The sequence below is a fragment of the Rhodobacter sp. CZR27 genome (assembly GCF_002407205.1).
Classification (GTDB): domain Bacteria; phylum Pseudomonadota; class Alphaproteobacteria; order Rhodobacterales; family Rhodobacteraceae; genus Cereibacter_A.
Genome location: NZ_CP023548.1, coordinates 2,664,190 through 2,687,068, shown reverse-complemented (window position 1 = coordinate 2,687,068; position 22,879 = coordinate 2,664,190). Strand labels below are relative to the sequence as shown.

Annotated in this window: 25 protein-coding genes and 1 riboswitch; of the genes, 9 read left to right on the top strand and 16 right to left on the bottom strand. The window is 67.5% G+C overall.

What is annotated here, in order from left to right; genetic code table 11:
- Positions 1–120: 120 nt before the first annotated feature.
- The gene (locus CK951_RS13100; protein WP_096786570.1) at positions 121–375 is read left to right on the top strand and encodes a DUF167 domain-containing protein; all 255 of its coding nucleotides are present in this window, start codon (positions 121–123) and stop codon (positions 373–375) included.
- 106 nt (positions 376–481) lie between these two features.
- Here CK951_RS13100 and CK951_RS13095 read toward each other — a convergent pair whose 3' ends face one another.
- On the bottom strand, positions 482–892 hold the full coding sequence (locus CK951_RS13095) for a metallopeptidase family protein (RefSeq protein WP_096786569.1): 411 nt from the start codon (positions 890–892) through the stop codon (positions 482–484).
- 310 nt (positions 893–1,202) lie between these two features.
- Here CK951_RS13095 and gltX point away from each other — a divergent pair, with 310 nt between their 5' ends.
- On the top strand, positions 1,203–2,528 hold the full coding sequence (gltX, locus tag CK951_RS13090; protein WP_096786568.1) for a glutamate--tRNA ligase: 1,326 nt from the start codon (positions 1,203–1,205) through the stop codon (positions 2,526–2,528).
- 1 nt (position 2,529) lies between these two features.
- Here gltX and CK951_RS13085 read toward each other — a convergent pair whose 3' ends face one another.
- A complete protein-coding gene (locus tag CK951_RS13085) occupies positions 2,530–2,898 on the bottom strand; it encodes an AAA+ family ATPase (RefSeq protein ID WP_096786567.1) in 369 nt (122 codons plus the stop codon).
- 79 nt (positions 2,899–2,977) lie between these two features.
- Entirely contained in the window at positions 2,978–4,423 is a 1,446-nt protein-coding gene (locus CK951_RS13080; RefSeq protein ID WP_096786566.1) for a cobyric acid synthase, read from the bottom strand.
- A 220-nt stretch (positions 4,424–4,643) separates the two neighbouring features.
- On the opposite strand from CK951_RS13080, the gene CK951_RS13075 reads away from it, so the two are divergent.
- Together CK951_RS13075 and CK951_RS21050 are read left to right on the top strand one after the other, a co-directional pair.
- A complete protein-coding gene (locus tag CK951_RS13075) occupies positions 4,644–5,648 on the top strand; it encodes a LysR family transcriptional regulator (RefSeq protein WP_096786565.1) in 1,005 nt (334 codons plus the stop codon).
- A gap of 919 nt (positions 5,649–6,567) precedes the next feature.
- Positions 6,568–7,029, top strand: a complete 462-nt coding sequence (locus CK951_RS21050) for a hypothetical protein (RefSeq protein WP_157764557.1) — start codon at positions 6,568–6,570, stop codon at positions 7,027–7,029.
- A gap of 3 nt (positions 7,030–7,032) precedes the next feature.
- On the opposite strand, the gene CK951_RS13070 is transcribed toward CK951_RS21050, so the two are convergent.
- From CK951_RS13070 to CK951_RS22105, 5 genes are all read right to left on the bottom strand, one after another.
- Complete coding sequence (locus CK951_RS13070; protein WP_096786564.1) at positions 7,033–7,602, bottom strand: recombinase family protein; 570 nt, start codon at positions 7,600–7,602, stop codon at positions 7,033–7,035.
- A 446-nt stretch (positions 7,603–8,048) separates the two neighbouring features.
- Positions 8,049–8,294 carry a hypothetical protein gene (locus CK951_RS13065; RefSeq protein WP_096786563.1) on the bottom strand — a complete coding sequence of 82 codons (246 nt, stop codon included), beginning with the start codon at positions 8,292–8,294 and terminating at the stop codon, positions 8,049–8,051.
- A gap of 143 nt (positions 8,295–8,437) precedes the next feature.
- Positions 8,438–9,106, bottom strand: a complete 669-nt coding sequence (locus tag CK951_RS21045) for a hypothetical protein (RefSeq protein WP_157764556.1) — start codon at positions 9,104–9,106, stop codon at positions 8,438–8,440.
- Positions 9,107–9,130: 24 nt separating this feature from the next.
- Complete coding sequence (locus CK951_RS13060; RefSeq protein ID WP_157764555.1) at positions 9,131–10,069, bottom strand: tyrosine-type recombinase/integrase; 939 nt, start codon at positions 10,067–10,069, stop codon at positions 9,131–9,133.
- Positions 9,963–10,691, bottom strand: coding sequence for a DUF6538 domain-containing protein (locus CK951_RS22105; RefSeq protein WP_394341548.1), 729 nt, complete (start codon positions 10,689–10,691; stop codon positions 9,963–9,965). The genes CK951_RS13060 and CK951_RS22105 overlap by 107 nt, the downstream gene beginning before the upstream one ends.
- Positions 10,692–10,900: 209 nt before the next feature.
- Between CK951_RS22105 and pqqA the strand changes: the two genes are divergently transcribed.
- From pqqA to pqqE, 5 genes are read left to right on the top strand one after another with little or no spacing between them, the layout of a single operon-like run.
- Complete coding sequence (gene pqqA, locus CK951_RS13055) at positions 10,901–10,981, top strand: pyrroloquinoline quinone precursor peptide PqqA (RefSeq protein WP_011841675.1); 81 nt, start codon at positions 10,901–10,903, stop codon at positions 10,979–10,981.
- A gap of 18 nt (positions 10,982–10,999) precedes the next feature.
- Positions 11,000–11,902, top strand: a complete 903-nt coding sequence (gene pqqB / locus CK951_RS13050; protein WP_096786561.1) for a pyrroloquinoline quinone biosynthesis protein PqqB — start codon at positions 11,000–11,002, stop codon at positions 11,900–11,902.
- Positions 11,899–12,666, top strand: a complete 768-nt coding sequence (gene pqqC / locus CK951_RS13045) for a pyrroloquinoline-quinone synthase PqqC (protein WP_096786560.1) — start codon at positions 11,899–11,901, stop codon at positions 12,664–12,666. The genes pqqB and pqqC overlap by 4 nt, the downstream gene beginning before the upstream one ends.
- Complete coding sequence (pqqD, locus tag CK951_RS13040; protein ID WP_096786559.1) at positions 12,663–12,959, top strand: pyrroloquinoline quinone biosynthesis peptide chaperone PqqD; 297 nt, start codon at positions 12,663–12,665, stop codon at positions 12,957–12,959. The genes pqqC and pqqD overlap by 4 nt, the downstream gene beginning before the upstream one ends.
- Complete coding sequence (gene pqqE / locus CK951_RS13035) at positions 12,959–14,101, top strand: pyrroloquinoline quinone biosynthesis protein PqqE (protein ID WP_096786558.1); 1,143 nt, start codon at positions 12,959–12,961, stop codon at positions 14,099–14,101. The genes pqqD and pqqE overlap by 1 nt, the downstream gene beginning before the upstream one ends.
- 46 nt (positions 14,102–14,147) lie before the next feature.
- Here pqqE and cobD read toward each other — a convergent pair whose 3' ends face one another.
- The 8 genes from cobD to CK951_RS12995 form a co-directional block, all read right to left on the bottom strand.
- Positions 14,148–15,110 (bottom strand): threonine-phosphate decarboxylase CobD, encoded by a 963-nt coding sequence (gene cobD, locus CK951_RS13030; RefSeq protein WP_096786557.1) that lies wholly within the window; start codon positions 15,108–15,110, stop codon positions 14,148–14,150.
- An 11-nt stretch (positions 15,111–15,121) separates the two neighbouring features.
- On the bottom strand, positions 15,122–15,967 hold the full coding sequence (locus CK951_RS13025) for a propanediol utilization protein (RefSeq protein ID WP_096786556.1): 846 nt from the start codon (positions 15,965–15,967) through the stop codon (positions 15,122–15,124).
- On the bottom strand, positions 15,967–16,353 hold the full coding sequence (locus CK951_RS13020; RefSeq protein ID WP_096786555.1) for a hypothetical protein: 387 nt from the start codon (positions 16,351–16,353) through the stop codon (positions 15,967–15,969). The genes CK951_RS13025 and CK951_RS13020 overlap by 1 nt, the downstream gene beginning before the upstream one ends.
- A gap of 86 nt (positions 16,354–16,439) precedes the next feature.
- Positions 16,440–16,643: riboswitch (cobalamin riboswitch) on the bottom strand.
- A gap of 34 nt (positions 16,644–16,677) precedes the next feature.
- Positions 16,678–17,697, bottom strand: a complete 1,020-nt coding sequence (locus CK951_RS13015) for an endonuclease/exonuclease/phosphatase family protein (protein ID WP_096786554.1) — start codon at positions 17,695–17,697, stop codon at positions 16,678–16,680.
- The gene (locus CK951_RS13010; protein ID WP_096786553.1) at positions 17,697–18,380 is read right to left on the bottom strand and encodes a molecular chaperone DjiA; all 684 of its coding nucleotides are present in this window, start codon (positions 18,378–18,380) and stop codon (positions 17,697–17,699) included. The genes CK951_RS13015 and CK951_RS13010 overlap by 1 nt, the downstream gene beginning before the upstream one ends.
- 31 nt (positions 18,381–18,411) lie before the next feature.
- Positions 18,412–18,891 carry a GNAT family N-acetyltransferase gene (locus CK951_RS13005; RefSeq protein ID WP_096786552.1) on the bottom strand — a complete coding sequence of 160 codons (480 nt, stop codon included), beginning with the start codon at positions 18,889–18,891 and terminating at the stop codon, positions 18,412–18,414.
- Positions 18,892–19,039: 148 nt separating this feature from the next.
- Positions 19,040–20,581, bottom strand: coding sequence for a Ppx/GppA family phosphatase (locus CK951_RS13000; RefSeq protein WP_096786551.1), 1,542 nt, complete (start codon positions 20,579–20,581; stop codon positions 19,040–19,042).
- A gap of 74 nt (positions 20,582–20,655) precedes the next feature.
- Positions 20,656–22,842, bottom strand: a complete 2,187-nt coding sequence (locus tag CK951_RS12995; protein ID WP_096786550.1) for an RNA degradosome polyphosphate kinase — start codon at positions 22,840–22,842, stop codon at positions 20,656–20,658.
- Positions 22,843–22,879: the final 37 nt, after the last annotated feature.

The window sequence follows — 22,879 nt, the reverse complement described above, 5'->3', positions numbered from 1 at the left end:
AGCCGGCCGGAACCGGCTGCTGACCCTCGGCGAGGCGCCGGTTGCCCTCATGCAGGGCCCTTGCCGGCACCCCTTGGCCGCGAGCCGCCACCTGCGCTACGAGGGGCAGGAGAGGACATCATGACCGAAACCCGGCTTCAGGATCTCGCCGTTCCCGGCACGCCCTTTGCGGTGCGCGTGACCCCGCGCGCCTCGCGCGAGAAGATCGAGGTGCAGGACGGCGCCATCCGCGTCCACGTCACCTGCGTGCCCGAGGATGGCAAGGCGAACCGCGCCGTCACCGAGGTGCTGGCCAAGGCGCTCGGCGTCGCCAAGAGCCGCCTGACCCTCGTCCGCGGCGCCACCAGCCGCGACAAGACCTTTCGGCTGGACTGAGGGCAGAACCGGCGTCCCGCCCGACTCAGGATCCGGGGCCGTGCGCCGGTGCCGAGGCAGGGCCGGGGTCAGGCCGCTTTCACCGGAGCGCGGGCGCCGGCGACGATCACTCCCACCACGGGTCGATGGCGGCGATGTCGTCGTCGGACCAGCCGAAATGATGCGCGAGTTCGTGGATCATCACGTGGGTCACGAGGTCCTTCAGGCTCACGTCGCCCCGGTCGACCCATTCGTCGAGGATCGGGCGGCGGAACAGCCAGATCGTGTCTGGCTGCATCGGCTGGTCCATCACCGACTTCTGGGTCAGCGGGACGCCCTCGTAGAGTCCGGTCAACTCGTAGGGGTCTTCGACGTCCAGCTCGTCGAGGATGTCGTCCGGCGGCATGTCGGCCACGCGCAACAGAACCGCCGCGGCGGCTGCGCGATAGGCCTCCGGCAGGCCGTCCACGGCTTCGCGCGCAAGGCGTTCCAGAAGGTCGATGTCAGGGGCAAGTTTGTCGGCGAGGTCCAGCATCATCCCGGCACCATAACACGGCGCCCTTGGCCGAACAGGGGGGGGAGGGGCAATGCGTCTCCCCGGCCGGACCCCGCAGAAGTCACGGGTCAGGCGGCGATCATGCGGCGGGGCAGGGCGCTGACCTGCGCCCGCTGCCGCTCCGCGTCCGAGGCCGGAGCCTTGCCGGGCGACCGGATCGGAAGCCGGAGGCCCTGCGGTTGCAGAGGCCGGCTGGTCAAGGCCGCGCGGTGTCGGTCAGCGTCCCTGGGCTTGCCGAACTGGACAATCGGCCCGCCTTGTGAAACAGGAGCGGGATCAGGAGAGGCCGCCGATGACCACCGTAACCCGCTTCGCTCCGTCGCCCACCGGCTACATCCATGTGGGCAACCTCCGCACCGCGCTGATGAACTGGGCCATCGCCCGCAAGTCCGGCGGACAGTTCATCCTGCGGCTCGACGATACCGACCGCGAGCGATCGAAGCAGGAATACGCCGACGGGATCATGCAGGATCTCGAATGGCTCGGCCTGACCTGGGACCGGCTGGAGCGCCAGTCCGACCGCCTGGGTCGCTACGAGGAGGCCGCGGAGGAGCTGCGCCGCGCGGGGCGCTTCTACGAGTGCTTCGAAAGCCCGACCGAGCTGGACCTGAAGCGCAAGAAGCTGCTCAACATGGGCAAGCCCCCGGTCTATGACCGCGCGGCGCTGAAGCTGTCGGACGAGGATCGCGCGCGGTTGCGCGAGGAACGGGGCGGCTACTGGCGCTTCCTGCTGGATCAGGAGCGGATCGAGTGGGCCGACGGCATCCTCGGCCCGATCTCGATCGACGCGGCCTCCGTCTCGGACCCGGTGCTGATCCGGGCGGACGGGCAGGTGCTCTATACCTTCGCCTCCTCGGTCGATGACATCGACATGGGCGTGACCTTCATCGTCCGCGGCGCCGACCACGTCACGAACACCGCGACGCAGATCCAGATCATGAAGGCGCTGGGCGGCACGCCGCCGTCCTTCGCGCACCATTCGCTGCTGACCGGGCCGCAGGGCGAGGCGCTCTCGAAGCGGCTCGGGACGCTCAGCTTGCGCGACCTGCGCGCGCAGGGGGTGGAGCCGATGGCGCTCCTGTCGCTGATGGCGCGGCTGGGGTCCTCGCAGCCGGTCGAGCTGGCGCGCACGCATGAGGAGCTGCTGGCCGGCTTCGACGTCTCGACCTTCGGGGCGGCGCCGACGAAGTTCGACTCGGACGACCTGTTCCCGCTGACCCGGCACTTCGTGCAGGGGCTGCCGTTCGAGGCGGTGGCCGATCGCATCCGCGCGCTGGGCGTGCCGGACGCCTCGGCCGAGGCGTTCTGGCGCGTGGCCAAGGACAACATCTCGGTCCTCGGCGATCTGGAGGGCTGGTGGACGCTCTTCTCGGAAGGCGCCGAGCCGCAGATCGACCCCGAGGATGCCGACTTCGTGCGTCAGGCGATGACGCTGCTGCCGGAACCGCCCTTCACGGCCCAGACCTGGGCCGAATGGACGGCGGCGGTGAAGGACGCCACGGGGCGCAAGGGCAAGGGGCTGTTCATGCCGCTGCGCAAGGCGCTGACGGGGCAGGCCCATGGCCCCGAGATGGCCGACGTCATGCCGCTGCTGCAACGGGTGCGGGCGAAGGGCTGAGTCAGAGGTCGATGCTCGGGGCGTCCGGGTCCGGCTCTGGCGCATTCTGCGGCAGGGGGGGCGCATCGGGCTTGCGCCGGATCAGGATGTCGCCGTTCGGCAGACGCTCGGGCGCCTCGTAGTTCCGGAGGTCGTCGACCTTGGCGAGCAGGTCGCGCAGCGCGGGCTGAAGCTCGCCCATCGCCTCGCCCATGTCGCGGATGGCGGGTTCCATCTCGTCCATCAGGCCGCGGAACAGGAGCTTCGCGCCCTCGTTCAGCAGGCTGAAGCCTTCTTCCACATCTGCTTCCGGATCGGGGGCTGGGGTCTCCTGCGCCTGCGCGGGCGCGAGGAGGAGGCACAGGGCAAGGGGGGCGACATACCGTTTCATGCGCCGAATATAGGACGCCGCGGGCGTTTCACCTAGAGGTCAGACCGGCGCGCTGCCGGATCGGCGGCTTCCTGACCGCTCAGCGCGCCAGCCCTAGCAGACCCTCGACATCGGCATGCGCTTCGAGATGATCGGCGAGCGCATCGAGGACCGTCTCGACGCCAGCCTCGTAGGCGAGGCCGGAGGGGCCCGCGCCCAAGCTGCGCAGGAAGGCCGCGCGGAAGCCGTCCGCGGTGAACATGCCGTGCAGGTAGCTGCCCGTCACGCGGCCGTCCGGCGAGGTGGCGCCCTCGGGTCGGCCGTCTACCTCGGCGAAGGGGCGGGCGCAGTCGGGGCCGTCCGTCGCGCCGATGTGGATCTCGTAGCCCGCGATCGGCTCGCCTGTCGCCTTGTGCCGCGCCTCGACGCGGGTCAGACGCTTGTCCGGGCGCATCACCGTCTCGACATCCAGAAGACCGAGACCCGGCGTCAAGCCCGGCTCGCCCTCGAGCCCCTCGGGGTCCGCAACGCCTTTCCCGAGCATTTGGTAGCCGCCGCAGATCCCCAGCACGCGCCCGCCGCGGCGGGCATGGGCGAGCAGATCCACGTCCCAGCCCTGTGCCCGCAGGAAGGCGAGATCGCCCCGCGTCGATTTCGTGCCGGGCAGGATCACCAGCGACGCCTCGGCCGGGATCGGCTGGCCGGGACGGACCATGACCACCGTCAGGCCCGGCTCCTGCTTCAGGGGATCCAGATCGTCGAAATTCGCGACGCGCGAGAAGGCGAGCCAGGCCACGGTGACGGCACCCCCCTGCGTGGGCCTGCGCATGTCCAGCGCATCCTCGGCCGGAAGCAGGGCCGCCTGCGGAAAGAACGGCACCACGCCATAACCGCGCCAGCCGGTGTGTTCCTCGATCAGCCGGTAGCCGTCGTCGAACAGCCGCACGTCGCCGCGGAACTTGTTGACGAGGAAGCCCGCGACCATCGCCGCGTCCTCCGGGTCGATGACGGCGCGGGTGCCGACGATCTGCGCGATCACCCCGCCGCGGTCGATGTCGCCCGCCAGCACCACCGGCACGTCCGCCGCGCGCGCGAATCCCATGTTCGCGATGTCGCCCCGGCGCAGGTTGACCTCGGCCGGGCTGCCCGCACCCTCGACGATCACCAGATCGTGCGCGGCCTTCAGCCGGCCGAAGCTCTCCAGCACCGGCGCCATCAGCGAGGGCTTCCGGTCGAACCAGTCGCGCGCCCGCAGCGTGCCGACGCGCCTGCCCTGCACGATCACCTGCGAGCCCTGGTCGGTCTCGGGTTTCAGCAGGACGGGGTTCATGTCGGTCATCGGCTCCAGCCCCGCCGCCCGCGCCTGCAGGGCCTGCGCGCGGCCGATCTCGCCGCCGTCGGCGGTCACGGCCGCGTTGTTCGACATGTTCTGCGGCTTGAACGGCGCCACGGACAGCCCGCGCCTGCGCGCGGCCCGGCACAGGCCCGCCACCAGCAGCGACTTGCCCACGTCCGAGCCAGTGCCCTGGATCATCACCGCGGGCATGGGCGGGTTCCTGTCGCGTCGGTCATGGGGCTCTCCGTCAGCAGGCCCCGGTTCTGCCGCTTCCGCGCCGATTTGCCAAGGGCACGCCGCCCCTGCATTTCGCGAAGCGCGAATGGCGCGCGGCGATGGCTGGCCCTGCGGGGCGCGGCCCTCCGCCCTTCGTCTGAGGAGACGGACACCTCGCCGCCTGTCACACTTTCCCGCAGGAGAAGGAGACCGCATGACCAAGCTCGCACGCGAGACTGACGGGTCAGAGCTTCGGCTGGCCGCGGCCGCCGGGCCGGAACTGACGCTGCGCAAGCTGCGCGCGTTCTGGGCGGTGGCGCAATCGCAGTCGCTGACCGGGGCGGCAAAGCTTCTGGGCATCGCGCAGCCGTCTCTCTCGCAGCAGATCATCGGGCTGGAGCAGGCGCTGGGATTCGCACTCTTCACCCGACGCTCGAACCGGATGATCCTGACCGAGGCCGGGATTCTCATGCTGCGCAAGGCCGAGCCGGTGCTGCGCGGGATGCAGGACCTCGAGGACACGCTGACCGCCTATGCGACGGGCCAACGCCATCCCTTGCGGCTGGCCGGTGTCGAATCGCTCCTGCGCACCATCCTGCCCGAGGCGCTGAAGCACATGGACCTCGACGGCACGGCGGAATGCGACCTGCTGGAAGGGGCGCCGGCGGACGTGCTGGAAATGCTCTACTCGCGGCAGGCCGACATCGGGCTTCTGGCCGCGAACTCGATCTCGGAGGCCAGCACCGGCTTCCTGCAGATCCCGATCATGAACGACCCGACCGTTCTCGCGGTGCCCGAGGCGCTGGATCTGGGCGGGGTGCAAGCGCTGTCGGATCTGTCCGAGGAGCAGCAGGCGATCCTGAACGCCTCGATCCAGATCGCCTTCGGCACCCAGCACAGCCGCCGCATCGAAAGCTGGTTTGCCGAGATGCTGCCGCGGAACCGCATGACGGCGAGGGTTCGCAGCTTCGAGACGGCACTGTCGATGGTGCGGGCGGGTCTCGGGGTCTGCATCGTGCCTGCACTGTCGGTCGGGTGCGGCTCGGGGCTGCGCCTCTACCACGCCGGGATGGAGCCGCGCCGCATCGTGGCGCTGATCCAGCCGGCGCAGCACCGCTCGGGGCGGCACGCGGCGGTGGTCGCGGCGCTTCAGGCGTCGGGCCGCGCCATGCAACTGCCCGCGATCGATCCGCTGCCGCCGCTGCTCGCGCGGTCATAGGCCGGCCTATGCCTTCAGTCGCGCAACTAGCTGTAATATCGGCAAATTTTCGCTCAAGGTCTGTTCGATGTTTACCACTGATGTTGCCAGTGGTCAAAAGCCATAATCGCCCCAGCCGAGACGAACGACTCGCGACCACGCACCCTCAGTCGGCAAGCATGCGGTAAACGCTGGCCCAACCGATCCTTAGCCTCTCTGCGATCTCCGACGCTCCCAACACTTCGTCCTTGAGGCCCGGGAATTGATCCGCTCGAGCCGGTGCCGTGGGCTTCCAGCCCTTTCACTTCAACAGGATGAGTTGGGGCCGCAAGAGAGGATTGAACTCCCGCCAAAAGTCACTCAAGAAAATGATAATGCTACGAATATTCTTCGTGCGTTGCAGTGTTTGTGTACCAGATCCGTGTTTCACCGGCAAGGCCATCTAAGCCCGAGGATCTAGCCAAAAAACCATAATCCTCCCCGTCACAAGCCCGACCTCGACAGGGCAAGTTCGGCGTCCGCCCGCTGGTCCCTGATCCGCAGAATGGTCTGGCGCGACAGGCCGGTGGCCTTGGCGATCTCCGAAGCACCACGGCGAAGCGCCAGATGATCGCAGACGGTGGTGAAGGTCGCCCGGTCGTAGCTGGACTTCTTGCCCCGGTAGCGTTCGGCGTCACCCTTCGCCGCCTCGATCCCCGCATTCTGGGCTACCTTGGTGGCCTCGGCCTGCGCCTATGCCGCCATGAAGGCGATCAGGGCGTCACGCACAGCCTGCTGCATCGGATCCCGCGTGGCACCGTCGAAGACCATCCCGTTGATCACGGTCTTGATGATCATGTGTCGCCTCGCCTGCTGGCTTACGCACAACTGGCTCGATACTTGCACATGCTTGGAGCATGGACGTTTGTCACCGTCTCGTCTATGGCATCATCCTGGATCGTTGAAATGGAGTCTCGTTTTGTTTAAAGGCATAAAGGATCAGTGGAAGAAAGCGGAAGCGGCCGCTGTTATACAGACGCTGCTTGAGGAGCAAATAAAGGTAGGCCTGCTTGATGCCAACGCCGCATCCTTGGCTAACAGCGTGGTAAGCAAAGTCTGGGAGCAAAGCCCTGAATATTTCGACGGCCGCTTTGGTCAGCGTCCGCACAAAATCGCATTTGCAGGCTTGGCTCTCGCCATGGCAGTAGACAAGCTACCTAAGGACGGACGCCTACATGCGCCACTCATGGTGTGCCTCAGCGAATTGCTATTGGGAGTAGAGGCGAATAGCTTCCTTCTGCCCCTCACACCTCTCGATGAACGGATGATTGCAGCCGCTCGCGATGTCCTGGTTGCTCAGACACAAAATCTGGCGGATGACCAGTTAGGTCAAGAATTGGATCAACTCCTCTCTAACAGCTGAGACTCAGTGCCGGTGTTCGGGAGCATCCGCGAGGATCCGATAAACACTCGCCCTCCCCATCCCCAGCTTCTCGGCGATCTCGGACGCTTTCAGACCTTCGGCCTTGAGGCGCTGCACCTGATCGGCCTGTGCCCGTGCTGTGGGCTTCCGGCCCTTGTACTTGCCCTCGGCCTTGGCCTTCGCGATGCCCTCGCGCTGACGCTCCAGCATGATCGCCCGTTCGAACTCGGCCACGCCTCCGAGGATGGTCAGCATCAGCTTGCCGGTGGGTGTCGCCGTGTCGATGCCCATTCCGAGGATGCGCAGGCTCGCTCCCTTCGTCTCCAGCTTGGTAAGGATCTCCATCAGGTGTGCCACCGAGCGGGCCAGCCGGTCCAGCTTGGTGACCACGAGGGTGTCGCCTTGGCGCACGAACTCCAGCGCCTCGGCCAGCTTGGCAAGGGCCACCATGTCCACCGAGGAGACCTGTTCCACGAAGATCCGCTCGCAGCCTGCCGCCTGTAGATCACGCTCCTGCGCCTCAAGGCCCGCCGTCTGGTCGAGGGTCGAGGTCCGGGCATAGCCGATGATCATCGTCGTCTCCTGTCTCACTGGTGTCTTAGATGTTCTGGCTTGGGTGTCCCAGAATGTCAATGACCATTTCTGTGAGACGCAGAAGATGATCTCATGAGACGACTCACTGGACCTTGCCCCAATGAGACACGAGCAAGACGAGCCGGGATCAGACGGGCAAGGCGCTGCTTGAAGGCAGCATCGGCAAATGCCCCCGCCGTGCCGGGAGATCCTTCTGCATTCCGGGGGCATTTCCCGAAGGTCTGGCTGTCCTTGTACGACATCCAGCCACCCCCAGCGGGGGGAAGCCAGGAATCCTCTTATCTGATCTGGCTTCTCGGATTTTTGTCAGGAAACATCCGGGACCACCTCCAGCCGCTGCGGTGGCTGCGCTACAGGCCCGCTGGCTCTGACTGGTGTCTGTCCATGGGCTGGATCATCAGCGCCCGTCCGCGGCCCTCATCGCGTCACGCCATGCGTCTGCCAGACCCAGAGCCGCGACCAAAGTCAATCCGATTGCGTTTGATCTCTTCGGCGTATCGGTGAGCCTTCGTCTCGGCCGCCTCCTCTGGCACCTCCGACCACGGATCGAAGGTCAGCACCATGACGGGGGAAGCGCAGATTTCGCCAAGCATCGGGATGCTGACGAAGAACCAGCGCCGGTAGATTTCGAGGGTGAAGCGGTAGACGCCAAAGCCGATGGTCGGTTCCATACCGGGGATCTCCTGAGTTGGTGATGGTCAGGAGGTGTAGCAGGCAGTAGATGGAATTAGAAAACGCAATGTATTACAAGCACTTGTGGAATATATCCGCAGATGAATCGGTTGCCTCCGCTGCCCGCCGCTTCTCCATCTCATTAGCTGCCAAGCTCTACAGGTGGCTTTCGCGTACGCAATTCTCTATGTACTTCAAAGCATCGCCAAGTCGCATCATCGCTCAACAAGCTGATTGCTTCCGCTATCTCATCGTATCGTAATTCAATCACCTGACCGGTCTTTTGAATGCCTTTCAACGACAGGTTCGACAGCCAAATCGCCGAATTGCTTGATGTTCCTCTCTCTTGCAACCACTTGTGTGAATGCTTAATCGCCGTGTATAGTAGATTCAGTCGTTCGCAAGAACTGCCATCTCCCTTCTGAAACGGCTTTTCCGTGTCTTTGTCCCAGATTTCTGAGATCGAGCTATGTGCCAATACGGCGAGATAGGTGGCAACGATGCATTGCTCAAAGTGCATTAGAGCGTGCCAGTAGGCGCGGACTGCGTGGTTACCGGTCCGCAGCGCTTCAACATAACGGAGTGCATCGCTTCTGCCTGCTTCATACTCTGTGTGTGCTTGATCCAGTCGTCGGATCAGCATCAAAACCAATTCATTGTCGGCGACCGGGGTCGTGTAGAACACGCTATTTAAGAGATGGGCAGCGAGATAATCTGGACGTGGCGTTAAATTCGGGGCTTCGAACTCCAAGAACTTTGATGCTTCGGGTGCCAGGTAACGATCAAGAACGAAATCTGCAAACTGAACCATGGCGATCCTAAAGTTGCAACACACTCAAGTGAAAGCGATGCGTGGCATCTGAGCAATAGCTTCGACCAGCACGGGCAATTCAGTCTCGCCGTAGCCCGCGCTGACGTTTCCATCTGCGTGGCCGGTGATCTTGTTCCGCGTCTCGTCTGACATCTTGCCTCGGGCAACGGTGATGAAGCGATGCCGCCATGCGTGATTAGGCTGCACTCGTCCATCCTTGATACCGACCGTCGTTCTGATCCACTCCCTCAGCCTTCCCGCCACCGCCGTAGTATCAATAAACGCGCCCTCGGTCTTGGGTTTGGGCATAAATACGGTACCGGGAGGAAGGTCGGCCACGAACTCCCAAAGGCCCTCTGCTAAAAGTTGTTCATGCAGCGGCACGTCTCGGAACATCCCGGTCTTGGTGGTGCCAGCTTCCGGCGTGATGCGGATGAACTTGATCCCGTTCTCCTCTCGAAAGTCCTGCTTCCGTAGCTGGATAATCTCGCCAACCCTCGCGCCCGTATAAGCGCAGATCCACGGCACCCAGCGATACGCCCTCCTTAGAGTCTCGGGCGTTCTGGGGCCTCTCCCGAGACCATCCCTCGCCGCCTTGAGTATTGCGCTTGCCTCGTCTGAGGTGAAGCCCTTAGACCGCTCCGTGCGCTTCTCGGGAACAGTGAACCTCACATTCTCGAACGGCCACTGGGGCAGCTTCCTGCGTGAGAGCATAAACCCCGCTTTGACCAAGGCGATGTGGCTGTCACCGATAGACTTCCGGCTCAGCCCCTTTGCCAGCAGATGAGCGATCCAGCCTTCAATGTCATCCGGGGTGATGGTCTTTGCGTCTCGATCCTCATCCCCGCCCAGATAGTCAATGAAGGCGGCGAAGTTCCGTTGGAAGATGGAGATCGAGCGTTCGGCCTTCCCTTGTGACCGGCGATCCTCGATCCACCGATCCCGAACGTCCTTCAACGTCACCTGTGGCTTGGGCTGCACGGCAGGGGGCCTTGGGATACCGCCTGTCGCCTCCGACCATGCCCGAGAAGTCACCCTCTGCTGCCTTCTGGATGCGCTGTGCTGCGTCCATGAAAGCCCGATGCATTGAAGACAGAAGCCGTTCCCGGCTGTCCGTGTCGATCAGAGCAAGTCCCCGGCTGACAAGTATCGCCGTGGCTTCCTCGCCGTGCATCCTCTCGCGGCCTTCATGCGTCTCCCCAAGGTCTCGGGCAGCAGCGTTCCCTGCGTCCCACTGGTCAGGATCACCCGGATCTTCCGCATGGCGGGCCTTGATCTGGTCGAAGTAGACGCCCGCAATTGCGCTGCACTGGCGATCCGTGAGGCGCACAGGGCCGCTGGCATCGGTTTGGCGTAAGACGGCGTAGGCTTCCCCAAGCTGGGCAGAGGCTTCCCTGTGCCGCTCCATCGCGACCCTGCGGTCACTGGTGCGGAGGGAGAACTTGACCTGCACCCCCAGCGTCACGGCCTGAGACTCGCCTCCGAGGGTGACGGTGATCCTTGTTCCCCGATGCCGTTCAACAACGTCCTGCGGCACCCGGTCCTGCAAGATCCAGACGCTTCCCCGCAGCCTCGGCCCAGCCATTCGAATCCTCATGTTTCCCATCCATGTTTACCACTTGGTGTCTGGAAACCTCAAGAGAAACAGAAGGTTGCTTGGTTATCAGTGGCTTAGACGAGGCCTGCCCCATAGGCCCGGCCTATCCTCCGCATAGCTGGCGACTATTTGCCGCAGCCGGAATACTCGATCCCAGCCGCCCCGTGCGGCGCCCATCGAAGAGAGGAGGAGACACGATGGCCTGGAAGACACCGCGCTACGACGAGACACCGGTCGGCATGGAAATCAACATGTACGCCTGCGCGAAGCGCAAGTAACCGGCGAGGCCTGCTGCGATGCTTCGGATCATCGTCCTCGGCTCCGCAGCAGGCGGCGGCCTGCCGCAGTGGAACTGCAACTGCCCCGGCTGCCGTGAGGCGCGCACGGAGCCCTCGCTTCGCAACGGCCAGTGCGCGCTGGCGGTCAGTGCGGATGGCGAGCACTGGTTCCTGATCAACGCCTCACCCGACCTGCGCCAGCAGATCCTCGACACGCCCGCGCTGCATCCGCGGCACGGCCTTCGTCACTCGCCGATCGCGGGGGTCGTCCTGACGAATGCCGAGGTCGATGCGGTCGCGGGCCTGCTGACGCTCCGCGAGGGCTGGCCCTTCGCGATCCACGCGCATCCCGAGGTGCTGGCGGTGCTGGCGGCCAACCCGATCTTCGGCGTCCTGCGCGAGGATCTGGTGCCGCGCCTGCCCCTGTCGCTCGACCGGCCGTTCGAGCCGGCGCTGCCCGACGGCACGCCCTCGGGCCTGACGGTCGAGGCCTTCGCCGTGCCGGGCAAGCCTGCGCTTTACCGCGAGGAGGCGGGGGCGGCCGAGGGCGACAGCCTCGGCCTCAGGCTCTCGGCCGGCGGGCGGCAGGCCTTCGTCCTGCCCGGCTGTGCCGAGGTCACGCCCGATCTGGCCGCGCGGCTTGCGGGAGTGGACCTCGTGTTCTTCGATGGCACGCTCTGGTCGGACGATGAGATGATCCGGGCGGGCCTGTCGCAGAAGACCGGGCGCCGGATGGGGCATATCTCGATCTCCGGCCCCGAGGGGGCAATGGCCGCGCTCGAACCCCTGGGTATCGGCCGCAAGGTCTTTGTCCACATCAACAACTCGAACCCGGTGCTGTTGCCGGGCTCGCCCGAGAGAGCGGAGGCCGAGCGCGCCGGCTGGTGCGTGCCCTCCCCCGGTATGGAGTTCGTCGCATGAGTCTCGACCTGACGCCGCAGCTTTCGCCCGCCCGCCCGCTCGACAGCGCCGACGCGATGGAGGCGCGGCTTCGCGAGATCGGTGCCGCCCGCTATCACGACCGCCACCCGTTCCACCACATGCTGCACGGGGGCGAGTTGACGAAGGGGCAGGTGCAGGCCTGGGCGCTGAACCGCTACTACTACCAGTGCTCGATCCCGGTGAAGGACGCGGTCGTGATCTCGCGCTTCCGCGACCGCGCGACGCGGGTGGAATGGCGCCACCGGCTGGAGGATCACGACGGCTCGGAGACGGGCGAGGGCGGCATCGACCGCTGGCTGATCCTGACCGATGCGCTGGGCCTTGATCGCGCCTATGTCGAATCGACCGAGGGCATCCTGCCCGCCACCCGCTTCGCCGTGGACGCCTATGTGCATTTCGTGCGGGATCAGAGCCCGCTCGAGGCCATCGCCTCGTGCCTGACCGAACTCTTTGCGCCGAACATCCATCGCGAGCGGATCTCGGGGATGCTGTCGCACTACGACTTCGTGAACCCCACCGTGATGGCCTATTTCCAGCGCCGCCTGACGCAGGCACCGCGCGATGCGGATTTCGCCCTGCGCTACGTCCGCGAGCATGCGCGGACGCCCGAGCAGCGCGAGGCGGTCTGCAACGCGCTGATCTTCAAGACGCAGGTGCTGTGGGTGCAACTCGACGCGCTGCACCATGCCTATGTGCTGGGTCACATCCCGCCCGGCGCCTTCGTGCCGGAGGAGATGCGATGAGCCGCCGTATCCTTGGCCCCGACAGCCGCGTCATGCTGGCCCGCCACGCGAAGCTGCGCCTGGACAGCGCGCGCGGGCGCTGGGTGCTGCTGGTGCCCGAGAAGGTGATGACGCCCGACGACATCTGCGTCGAGGTGCTGCAGCATTGCGACGGACGGAAGTCGATCGCCGGCCTGACGGCCGAGCTTGAAGCGAAATATACCGCCGAGCCCGGCGTGATCGCGCGCGAGGTGCTGGCGCTGCTGCAGGATCTGGCTGACCGCGGTTTCCTGATCGAGCGCGAGGCCGCCTGATGGACGATGCAGCCTTCACCGCCCCCGCACCGGCCGCCCGCTCGGACCACGACATCCCGATGGCGGTGCTGGCCGAGCTGACCCACCGCTGCCCGCTGCAATGCCCCTATTGCTCGAACCCGGTCGAGCTGGAGGCGGCAAGCCGCGAGCTGTCCACCGCGGAGTGGCAGCGGGTGATGACGGAACTGGCCGAGCTGGGCGTCCTGCAGATCCACTTCTCGGGCGGCGAGCCGCTGGTGCGCAAGGATCTGGTGGCGCTGGTCGCCCATGCGGAAGCCGTGGGGCTTTACTCCAACCTCATCACCTCGGCGGTGATGCTGACGCGCGAGAAGGTGGCGGAGCTGGCCGATGCGGGCCTCGCCCATGTCCAGATCAGCCTGCAGGGCGCGACGCCCGCGCTCGCGGATCGCGTCGGCGGCTACCGTGGCGGCCACGCGAAGAAGCTGCAGGCGGCGGAATGGGTGCGCGAGGCGGGGCTGGCGCTCACGCTCAACGCGGTGATGCACCGGCAGAACCTGGACGAACTGCCCGCGATCCTCGACATGGCCGTCGCGATGGGGGCGCAGCGGCTCGAGGTGGCGCATGTGCAGTATTACGGCTGGGCGCTGAAGAACCGGGCCGCGCTGATGCCCTCGGTCGCGCAGCTCGACGAGGCGACGCGGATCGTCGATGAGGCGCGCGAGCGGCTCGCGGGGGTCCTGTCGATCGACTACGTGATCCCGGACTATTACGCCGTGCGGCCGAAGACCTGCATGGGTGGCTGGGGGCGGCAGTTCTTCAACATCTCGCCCTCGGGCAAGGTGCTGCCCTGCCACGCGGCCGAGACGATCACCGGGCTGCGCTTCGATTCGGTGCGCGACGCGCCGCTGGCCGAGATCTGGCACCGGTCCGAGGCGCTGAACCGCTACCGCGGCACGGCCTGGATGCAGGAGCCCTGCCGAAGCTGCATCCATGCCGAGGAGGACTTCGGCGGCTGTCGCTGCCAAGCCTTCGCACTGGCAGGCGATGCGGCGGCGACGGATCCCGCCTGTGCGAAGTCGCCGCTGCACGCGCGGATCTTCGCGCTGGCGGATGGCGAGGCGGCGGCGGGCTCCGGGCGGTTCCTCTATCGCAACTTCTCGGGCGGCACTCCGGAAGCGTAAGAGCCGCGCGGTTCGTCGGCGGTCTCGGGGCGCCAAGGGCGGCACGTCAGGCGAGCGCGGCTTCCAGTCGCTGCCACTCCGGCTCCTCTCCCGGCAGGCCCAGGCGGATCAGGAGGTCCGACCACGGGAAGATCCGGCTCCAGATCCGGGCGCGGGCGAGGCGGTCCTGCGCTTGGGCCGCATCGGGTGTGGAGTAGAGCCGGAAGAGGTGCGCGCCGCCTTCCACAGACCAGCCCGCGCGTTGCGCAAGTCTGTCCAGCCGCTCCGTCTCTGCCGCGAGGCGGGCGGTGGTGGCCTCGGCCCACGCCCGATCCGCCAGCGCCGCCGTGCCGGCGGCAATGGCCGGTCCGGACACGGACCAGGGGCCAGCCATGGACGCCAGCGCACCGATGTCCTCTGCCGCGCCCAGCACGAAGCCGAGGCGCAGCCCGGCCAGCCCGTAGAACTTGCCGAACGAACGCAGCACCAGCAGGCCGGGAACACCCGCCTCGGGCGCCAGCGACAGCTCCGGCACCGGATCGCCGAAGCTTTCGTCGACCAGCAGGCGACCCACGAGGGGCAGCAACGCGCGCAGGGTTTCGGGGCTGTGCTGCCGGCCGTCGGGGTTGTTCGGGTTCACCACCACGGCGAGGTGGGCTCCGGCGAGGGCCTCCGCATGCCCCACCTCCTCGACCCGCCAACCCGCCGCGCGCAGGCTCGCCGCATGTTCGTTGTAGGTCGGTGCCAGCACACGGGCGAGGCCGGGCGGCGCCAGCCGCGGCACCAGCTGGATCGCCGCCTGCGCGCCCGCGACGGAGAGCATCGGCGCCTGCGTGCGATAGGCGGCGCGCGCGGCGGACTCGAGCCCGGCAAGGGCCGCGGCATCGGGCAGCGCGGTCAGCGCGCGCGGGGGCAGGGCAGGCATCGGATAGGGGCGGCGGTTGATCCCGGTCGATAGGTCCAGCCAGTCGTCCACCCGGCCGCCGAACCGGGCCGCCGCCGCATCCAGATTGCCGCCGTGATCGCGCATTGCAGGTCTCCTCAGGCGAGGGACGGCCCGCCGATCCGGAAACGGGTGATGCGGGAAAAGCCCGCTGCCTGCAACGTCTCTTCGGCGCGGATCGGCACGGTGCCCGGCGCGAAGATCAGGGCGCGGGCCGGGCCGGTATGGCCGATGGCCCAGCCCGTCGCGCCCAGCCGCTGGGCAAGCGCCGCCGTGGGATCGTCTGCCGGGCCGCGCAGCGCGAGGCACCGCCCGGCGGCGGCCGAGGCGAGGCCCGCCAGCGTCGGAAGGTCCGCGCCCGGCCAGCGTTCCACAAGGTCCGAGACGTCGGGAAAGCGCAGGTCGGTGGGGTCGGTGCGGCACGCAGGGCCGAGAAACCCGCCGAGGATCTCCATCCGCGGCAGCGGCGGCAGCGTGGCAAGCACCCGCCCCTCGCGCGAGGCCCATAGCAGGCGCTCGGGCCGGTCGAACATCAGCGGATCGCTGGCGCCTTCGGAGGCGAGGCAGGCCCGGGCGAGGGTGGCGGGATCGCCGATCCCCGCCGCCCGCAGCACGGCGACCCTCGCGGCGGTCGAGGCCCCGGCGCCCCCGCCCGGAGGCAGCCCAAGCGTCAGCCGGAAGCGCCCGGTCGGCGCGGCACCGGCCGAGACCAGCAGCCGGCGCAGCAGGGGAAGCGACAGCACCCGCGCGGCCGGCTGGTGCAGCGCGAGCCGGCCGGGCTGTCGCACCGCCTCGGCCGCCAGCGGCGGGCAGGGCAGGGTGATCAGGGCCAGCGGCCCCGCCGGGCCGAGCCGGCCCTGCAGGAACTCTCCCAGGTGGCCCGCTACCCGAACCTGCCGGTGGCCTGCGTCGCAGGTCGCGATCCCGCCGGTCGTCTCGGGCATCAGTGCAGCGCCAGCCCCGGCGCCTCGGCGGCCGAGGCGACGACCAGCGCCGCGGGCTCGGCCATGGGGCGGGCGGGCCAGCCGGCCTTGCCGGTCCCGGTCAGCAGGTCGGCCAGCCGCAGCAGATCCGGCGACCAGTCCGAGGGTTCGAGATCGCAGAACAGATGAAGCTCGGCCGAGGTGACCCGGAACAGGGCGGTGCAGGGCCGGCTGCAGCCCTCGAGCCGGACGCAGCCCTGCATCTCGAACCCGGGCTGGATCGCGCCGCCTGCCTGTCCGACCGATTGTGCCAGATGTTCCATCATGGCAAGCCCCTGCCTGCAGGGCTGGTTCAGGTGCCGGCACAGCGTCGAGCTGTAGGTCCGGCCGTTCCGCGTCACGATCATTGCGCCCTCCGCGCCTTCTGGACGGGCAGGCGAAGGGGGAAGGCACCGGAACGCCTGCACCCTGCGCCCGGGACACCCCGCCCGGTTTCCACAGCTCTTCCGACGGCAGGTCTCCTGACTCGCGGGTCTTCGCTTGCCCCGCCCTTCCCGGCCTGTCCGAGGCCAGTGGGCATCATGGGGCGCGCTCGCCGCCTACAGTTGCGGGGGCAGTCGCGGAGTTGGGCCGAGCCCGCACCGCATTCCCTCTTCGCCCGGGGGAAAACCCCGGGACCGTCCCGCGCAGCATCCGCCTTTCCCGCCGGGCGCGCAAGGCCCCGCGGCGGGTCACAGCTCGATGTCGAGCGTGACCGGGAAATGATCCGACGCCGCCAGCAGGGCCTCCTGCAGCTCGGGGATCTTCAGGCAGTTGGGGTCGTTCAGCGGGTGCCAGATGCGCCAGCGCGGGTTCCTGGCCGCCAGATCGGGCGAGACCATGATGAAGTCGAGCAGCGCCTCGAAGAACTGCTGCTGCGGCGCCAGCCAGAACCGGGCCGAACTCGGCGAGATCCCCACCTTCTGCGTCAGCGCCATCCGGGCATGCGGCTCGTGCAGGCGCGACTTCGGCTCGTCATCCAGACCCATCACGATCTCGATCCCCGAGTGGCCGAACAACTGCTCGTATTCGTCCAGCCCGGGGCCGTCGTTGAAGTCGCCCATCACGATCAGGCTCTGGCCGTGGGCAAGATGGGCAGCCACCCGGCGGCGCAGCCAGACGCATTCCGCCAGCTGCTGGCGGCGGTTCTCGATCGCGATGCGGACGGTCTCGGCGGGCGTGCGGCTGTTGCGCGGTGCCTTCGACTTGACGTGGACGCCGATCAGCCGCAGCGCATGGCCGTCCGCGCGAACCGCCAGCTCCAGCGGCGGCTTCGAGAACCGGATCGCCTCGGGGGCCGCGTCCACGTCGATGTCGAAGCGGAACACCTCGTCGAACCGCGGCGCCTTGGCGCTTTCCTGCGGATCGTGGCGCGCCTCGATCCGGTCGGGATTGTAGAGCAGCGCGATCTCCTGCTCGGTCGGGTTCGCAAATCCCATCGCCACGCGCGAGGCCTTCAGCTCGAAGGTGCGCGCGAAGGTCTCGAGCGCCTTCACCGTCGAGCGGCGCGAGCCCTGGTTCGGCGCTTCGATCACCATGATCGCATCGGCATCGAGCGCGCTGAACACGATGCCGAGCGACTCGATCTGGTTGCGCCGCGTGACCTCGAAGCGGCCGGAAAGCTCGTTGTCGGGCAGGAGCCGGCCGCGGTCGTCGAAAAGCGAGTTGAACCACTCGACGTTGTAGGTGGCGATGCGCAGGGGCGCGGCCATCAGGCGGCCTGCCGGGCGCTGATCTCCTCCCAGGCGCGGTTGATGTCGATCAGCCGTCGCTCGGCAAGCTTCACCGCCTCTTCCGGCACGCCGCGGGCGATCATCCGGTCGGGGTGGCAGTCACGCACCGCCTGCTTCCACGCCAGACGGATGTCCTCGATCGGCGCGTCGGGCTCGACGCCCAGAACGTCATAGGGATCGCGCGGCACGTCGGGCACGAAGCGTGCGCGCAGCGCCCGGAAGCAGCGGTCGCCCAGCCCGAAGATCCGGGCAACCTCGGCGAGGAACAGATCCTCGCGCGGGTGATACCTGCCGTCGGCGACCGAGACGTGGAACAGCCCTTCCAGCAGGTCCACGAGGATGCGGTCGTCGTCGCGGAACATCGCCTTGATCTTGCGGGCATAGGCGTCGAAGCCGGCCACGTCCTGACGGGCAAGGTTGAAGACGCGGGCCGCGTTCGCCTCCTCGGCCGGCGGGATGGCGAAGATCTGGCGGAAGGCCGCCACCTCGTTGCGCGTGACCTGCCCGTCGGCCTTGGCCATCTTCGCCCCCAGCGCGATCACGGCGATGGTGAAGGCCACCGACCGCTCGGGCGGGGTGCGCAGCCGGTCGAGCACGCCCCAGAGCCCCTCGCCGGAGGCAAGGGCCGAGACGGCGGCGGTGATGCGGGTCCAGATCGACATGGGCGGAGCATAGCCGCCCCGCCGGGGACTGTCAGGAGAGGAATTTCTGCATCAGGACGAGGTCGAGCCACCGGCCGAACTTGAAACCCACCTGCGGCAGGATGGCCGTCTCGACGTAGCCGAGCGCCGCGTGGAAGGCGCGGCCTTCGGGATTGGCCGCGCTGACGCCCGCGAACAGCGAGTGCGCTCCGCCTGCCCGGGCATGCGCCTCGAGCGCGACCATCAGCGTGCGCCCGACGCCGCGACCCCGTGCCGCAGGCCCGAGGATGATCGTGTGCTCCATCGTGTGGCGGTATCCGATGCCGCCGCGAAACTGGGAATAGGTCGCAAAGCCCAGTGGCGCACCGCCCTCGTCCTGCGCCACGAGGAAGGCCGGACGCTCGGCGATCATCGCGCAAAGCTCACCCACGGTCTTCTCGGCCGAGTTGAAGGTCACCAGCGTGTCGCGGATGATCGGATTCCAGATCGCCAGCAGGGCGGGGGCGTCGGCTTCGGTGGCTTGACGGATCATTCGGGAAGGCACTCTCGGGCAGGGATCGGAAGCCGGGTGGGGCGCCGGTGCCCGGACGACCGGCGACGCGCGGCCAGCGGAGGCGTCGGAGCCGGACCCGGGCGGGGCTCTGGTTCCGGCATGGACGGCACGGTGCGACCCGACGGCATCACGTCGCTGTCCGGACCACCGGCGTCGCGTGCAGCGCATTGGCGAGCGACTTGAAGCGCGCCTGTGCCACCTCGCCATAAAGTCCCGCGCCCTCGGGCGTCAGGGACAGTTCCAGCACCTTCTTCTTCGGCATGAACTTGAGGCTGCCGGCCGCGCTGGGATCCTCGATGCTGAACATCGACCCGAAGCGCATCGCCTTGCCCAGCACTTCGGCCTCGAGCATCTGATCCTCGGTCAGCAGCCGGAACAGCGGTTCCAGCCGAGAACCGGCGCGCGAGTTCTTGTAGCGGTGCAGCAGCGCCAGCCCGAGGAACACCCGCCCGGGGTGGTCCAGCCCGCCGAGGTTCGCCCGCGTGGCGTTGTCAAAGCACATCTCGGCCCTATAGTCGGGATGGGCGCGCCACGTCGTGTCATGCAGCAGGCAGGCCGCGCGGATCAGCCGCTGCCGCTCGGGCGGGGCGTTCCTGAACAGCGGCAGCAGGAACTGGTAGAGTTTCTTGCCGAAGCCGGGCACCCGGGCCGAGGTCGCCTCGGCCACCCGCGCGGCCTCGATCAGCGGGTCGCGGGCCCGCAGGCGCGGCGGCATCTGTTCGTAAAGCAGCCCCTCGCGGATGCCATAGGCCGAGACATCGATCTCCTTCGGCTTGAAGATGCGGATCAGCTCGCGCAGCACCTCGGTGGCCAGCGGCACCAGCTCCATCCGCTCGGGCGAGGTGCCGGTGCGGACGCGCAGCGCGGCAAGATCGCCCGCGGCGATCCAGTCCAGCGTCTCCATCAGCGAGCGCGGCTGCATCCGGTATTCGTGCAGCACCGTCAGCGGATAGCCGCGCCGTTCCATGTCGAGGCGCGCGATCACACGCCACGACCCGCCGACGAGATAGATCCGGTCGTGGTCGGGCTGGATCGTCTCCTTCAGTTCGCGCAGGATCCGGCTGATATGGGCCTGACGGTCCTTCTGGCTGCCCTTGACCTGCTGCAGCCGGAACGGGCCGAGCGGCGAGGTCACGCGCTGGCCGACCTTGCCGCCGCCGATCCGCGCCAGCTCCATCGAGTTGCCGCCGATGTCGCAGACGATGCCTTTCGCATCCGGCCAGCCGAGCAGCACGCCCTGCGCCGAAAGCCGCGCCTCCTCGTCGCCGTCGATCACCCAGAGCCGCAGGCCCGTCTCGCGCAGCACCTCGGCCTGGAACTCGGGGCCGTCCTCGGCCTCGCGCACAGCCGCCGTGGCCACGACTGTCATGGGAGAGACCTTCATCCCCTTGGCGAGCAGCGCGAAGCGGCGCAGCGCGTTCAGCGCCCGCTCGCGCCCGCGCGGATTCAGCCGGTTGGTCTCGGCAAGGCCGAGGCCCAGCCCGCACATGATCTTCTCGTTGAAGAAATAGGCCGGGCTGCGCGCCGCCCCGTCGAAGACGACCATGCGGACCGAGTTCGATCCCACGTCCACCACGCCCACGCGCGACAGGGCGCGGGCGGACGGATCCTCGAACAACGGTTTGCCGAACGGGCCGAACTCGTCATGCGGATCCGGGATGTCGTTCACGGCGCATCTCCCGCACAGGTTGGGTTCAGGGTAACCACGGGGGACGGCCCGTCAATCCACAAAGCGCCCGTCCGTCACAAGGCCGCCTCGTCGCGCAGGAAGGCCAGCCGCTGCACGTCCTTGGCACCGGCGGTGCCGCGGCCGGACAGCGAGGGGTTCTCCATGAAGAAGTCGTGGCACGAGAACAGCGTCTCCTCGGGCCCGCCCATCGGGCGCAGATAGCGGCCGTCGGGTTGCAGAAGCCAGCTCTGCGCCTCGTCGGCAAGGTTCGCGGCCATGATCTGGCCGACGATCTGCGCCTTGACGGTCGGGTTCAGCGCCTCGACCAGCGTTTCCACCCGGCGGTCCATGTTGCGCCCCATCCAGTCGGCCGAGGAGAAGAACACCCGAGCCTTCTTCGAGGGCAGCCCCGCGCCGTTGCCGAAGCAGACGATGCGGCTGTGTTCGAGGAACCGGCCGACGACGGACTTCACCCGGATGTTTTCCGACAGGCCCTTCACGCCGGGGCGCAGGCCGCAGATCCCGCGCACGATCAGGCTGATCTTCACCCCGGCCTGACTGGCGCGGTAGAGCGCGTCGATCAGTTCGGGGTCGATGATCGAGTTGACCTTCAGCCAGATCTCGGCCGGGCGGCCGGCGCGGGCATGGTCGGCCTCGGCGGCGATCAGCTCGTTCAGCCGTCCGCGCAGCGTGATCGGCGCGATGGCCACGTTCTCCAGATCGACCGGCTGAACGTAGCCCGACAGGTAGTTGAAGATCTTGGTGGCATCGCGGCCGAGCGCCGGGTCGCAGGTGAAGAACGACAGGTCCGTGTAGATCCGCGCGGTGATCGGATGGTAGTTGCCGGTGCCGTAGTGGGTGTATGTCACGAGGTTGTCGCCCTCGCGCCGGACCACGGTCGAGATCTTCGCGTGGGTCTTCAGGTGCATGAAGCCATAGACGACATGCGCCCCGGCACGTTCCAGACGGCGGCTCTGGCGGATGTTGGCGGCCTCGTCGAAGCGGGCCTTGAGTTCCACGAGTGCTGTGACCGACTTGCCGGCCTCGGCCGCCTCGCAGAGCGCGGTGACGATCGGGCTGTCCCAGCTGGTGCGATAGAGCGTCTGCTTGATCGCGAGCACGTTCGGATCGTTCGCCGCCTGCTGCAGGAAGCGGATCACCAGATCGAAGGTTTCGTAGGGGTGATGGAGCAGGATGTCCTTCTGCCGGATCGCCGAGAACATGTCGCCTTCGTGATCGGCCAGCCGCTCGGGCACACGGGGGGTGAAGGCTGGCCAGAGCAGGTCGGGGCGGGACGAGATCACCAGTTCCTTCAGGTCCGCGATGCCGATGACGCCGCGCACCTCGATCACCTCGTCGGAACTGACGCCCAGCTCCTCCATGATCAGCGCGTGAAGCTCCTCGGGCGCGCCGGCCGAGATCTTCATGCGGATCACCTCGCCGCGGCGGCGGCGCTTCAGCGCGGTCTCGAACTCGCGCACCAGGTCCTCGGCCTCGTCCTCGACCTCGAGGTCGCTGTCGCGCAGCACCCGGAAGGCGCAATGCCCGCGCTCGGAATAGCCCGGGAACAGCATCCCCAGATGCAGCAGCAGCAGTTCCTCGAGCGGCAGGAAGCGATGTTCGCCCGGTTTCGCCGGCAGCTGGATGAAGCGCGAGATCTGCTGCGGGATCGGCAGCAGCGCCTGAAGCTGGCGGCGGTCCGACACCCGCTCCAGCTCCAGCCCGAGGCAGAAGCCGGTGTTCGGGATGAACGGGAAGGGATGCGCCGGGTCGATGGCCAGCGGCGAGAGCACCGGAAAGACCTTGGACAGGAAATGGTCCTCGAGATGCTTCAGGTCCCGCGCGGTCAGCTTGGAGCGCGTCAGGATCGAGATCCCCTCGGTCTCCATCTCGCGCTTCAGCCGGTTCCAGACCATCTGCTGCGTCTGCATCAGCCGACGGGCGTCGCTGTTGATCAGCTTCAGCTGCTCGGCCGGCGTGCGGCCGTCCTCGGACAGCAGCACGTTGCCGCTGCGCACCAGCGCGCGCAGGCCCGCGACGCGAACAGTGTAGAACTCGTCGAGGTTGGTGGCCGAGATCGACAGGAAGCGCAGCCGTTCCAGCAGCGGAACGTGCGGGTTGGCGGCCTCGTCGAGCACGCGCCAGTTGAAGGCCAGCCAGCTCAGCTCGCGGTTGAAGAAGCGCCCCTGACCGGCGATCTCCTCCGCGCCGAGTTCCACCGGTTCGGGAAAGGGGGCTTTCAGGAAATCTGCCGGTGTCATGCTCTGCGCCTCGTTCGGGTCGGTTTGCCCGTCTTTC

What these genes read in the sequence shown, in the direction of transcription:
- gltX (WP_096786568.1), top strand. Translation starts at nt 1,203, where the DNA reads ATGACCACCGTAACCCGCTTCGCTCCGTCGCCCACCGGCTACATCCAT.
- CK951_RS21045 (WP_157764556.1), bottom strand. Translation starts at nt 9,106, where the DNA reads ATGGTTCAGTTTGCAGATTTCGTTCTTGATCGTTACCTGGCACCCGAA.
- CK951_RS13075 (WP_096786565.1), top strand. Translation starts at nt 4,644, where the DNA reads ATGACCAAGCTCGCACGCGAGACTGACGGGTCAGAGCTTCGGCTGGCC.
- CK951_RS13005 (WP_096786552.1), bottom strand. Translation starts at nt 18,891, where the DNA reads ATGATCCGTCAAGCCACCGAAGCCGACGCCCCCGCCCTGCTGGCGATC.
- CK951_RS13020 (WP_096786555.1), bottom strand. Translation starts at nt 16,353, where the DNA reads ATGATCGTGACGCGGAACGGCCGGACCTACAGCTCGACGCTGTGCCGG.
- pqqE (WP_096786558.1), top strand. Translation starts at nt 12,959, where the DNA reads ATGGACGATGCAGCCTTCACCGCCCCCGCACCGGCCGCCCGCTCGGAC.
- CK951_RS13080 (WP_096786566.1), bottom strand. Translation starts at nt 4,423, where the DNA reads ATGCCCGCGGTGATGATCCAGGGCACTGGCTCGGACGTGGGCAAGTCG.
- CK951_RS13015 (WP_096786554.1), bottom strand. Translation starts at nt 17,697, where the DNA reads ATGGCCGCGCCCCTGCGCATCGCCACCTACAACGTCGAGTGGTTCAAC.
- pqqC (WP_096786560.1), top strand. Translation starts at nt 11,899, where the DNA reads ATGAGTCTCGACCTGACGCCGCAGCTTTCGCCCGCCCGCCCGCTCGAC.
- CK951_RS13095 (WP_096786569.1), bottom strand. Translation starts at nt 892, where the DNA reads ATGATGCTGGACCTCGCCGACAAACTTGCCCCTGACATCGACCTTCTG.
- CK951_RS22105 (WP_394341548.1), bottom strand. Translation starts at nt 10,691, where the DNA reads ATGGCTGGGCCGAGGCTGCGGGGAAGCGTCTGGATCTTGCAGGACCGG.
- pqqB (WP_096786561.1), top strand. Translation starts at nt 11,000, where the DNA reads ATGCTTCGGATCATCGTCCTCGGCTCCGCAGCAGGCGGCGGCCTGCCG.
- CK951_RS13070 (WP_096786564.1), bottom strand. Translation starts at nt 7,602, where the DNA reads ATGATCATCGGCTATGCCCGGACCTCGACCCTCGACCAGACGGCGGGC.
- CK951_RS13100 (WP_096786570.1), top strand. Translation starts at nt 121, where the DNA reads ATGACCGAAACCCGGCTTCAGGATCTCGCCGTTCCCGGCACGCCCTTT.
- CK951_RS13065 (WP_096786563.1), bottom strand. Translation starts at nt 8,294, where the DNA reads ATGGAACCGACCATCGGCTTTGGCGTCTACCGCTTCACCCTCGAAATC.
- pqqA (WP_011841675.1), top strand. Translation starts at nt 10,901, where the DNA reads ATGGCCTGGAAGACACCGCGCTACGACGAGACACCGGTCGGCATGGAA.
- CK951_RS12995 (WP_096786550.1), bottom strand. Translation starts at nt 22,842, where the DNA reads ATGACACCGGCAGATTTCCTGAAAGCCCCCTTTCCCGAACCGGTGGAA.
- CK951_RS13085 (WP_096786567.1), bottom strand. Translation starts at nt 2,898, where the DNA reads ATGAAACGGTATGTCGCCCCCCTTGCCCTGTGCCTCCTCCTCGCGCCC.
- pqqD (WP_096786559.1), top strand. Translation starts at nt 12,663, where the DNA reads ATGAGCCGCCGTATCCTTGGCCCCGACAGCCGCGTCATGCTGGCCCGC.
- CK951_RS13010 (WP_096786553.1), bottom strand. Translation starts at nt 18,380, where the DNA reads ATGTCGATCTGGACCCGCATCACCGCCGCCGTCTCGGCCCTTGCCTCC.
- cobD (WP_096786557.1), bottom strand. Translation starts at nt 15,110, where the DNA reads ATGCGCGATCACGGCGGCAATCTGGATGCGGCGGCGGCCCGGTTCGGC.
- CK951_RS13025 (WP_096786556.1), bottom strand. Translation starts at nt 15,967, where the DNA reads ATGCCCGAGACGACCGGCGGGATCGCGACCTGCGACGCAGGCCACCGG.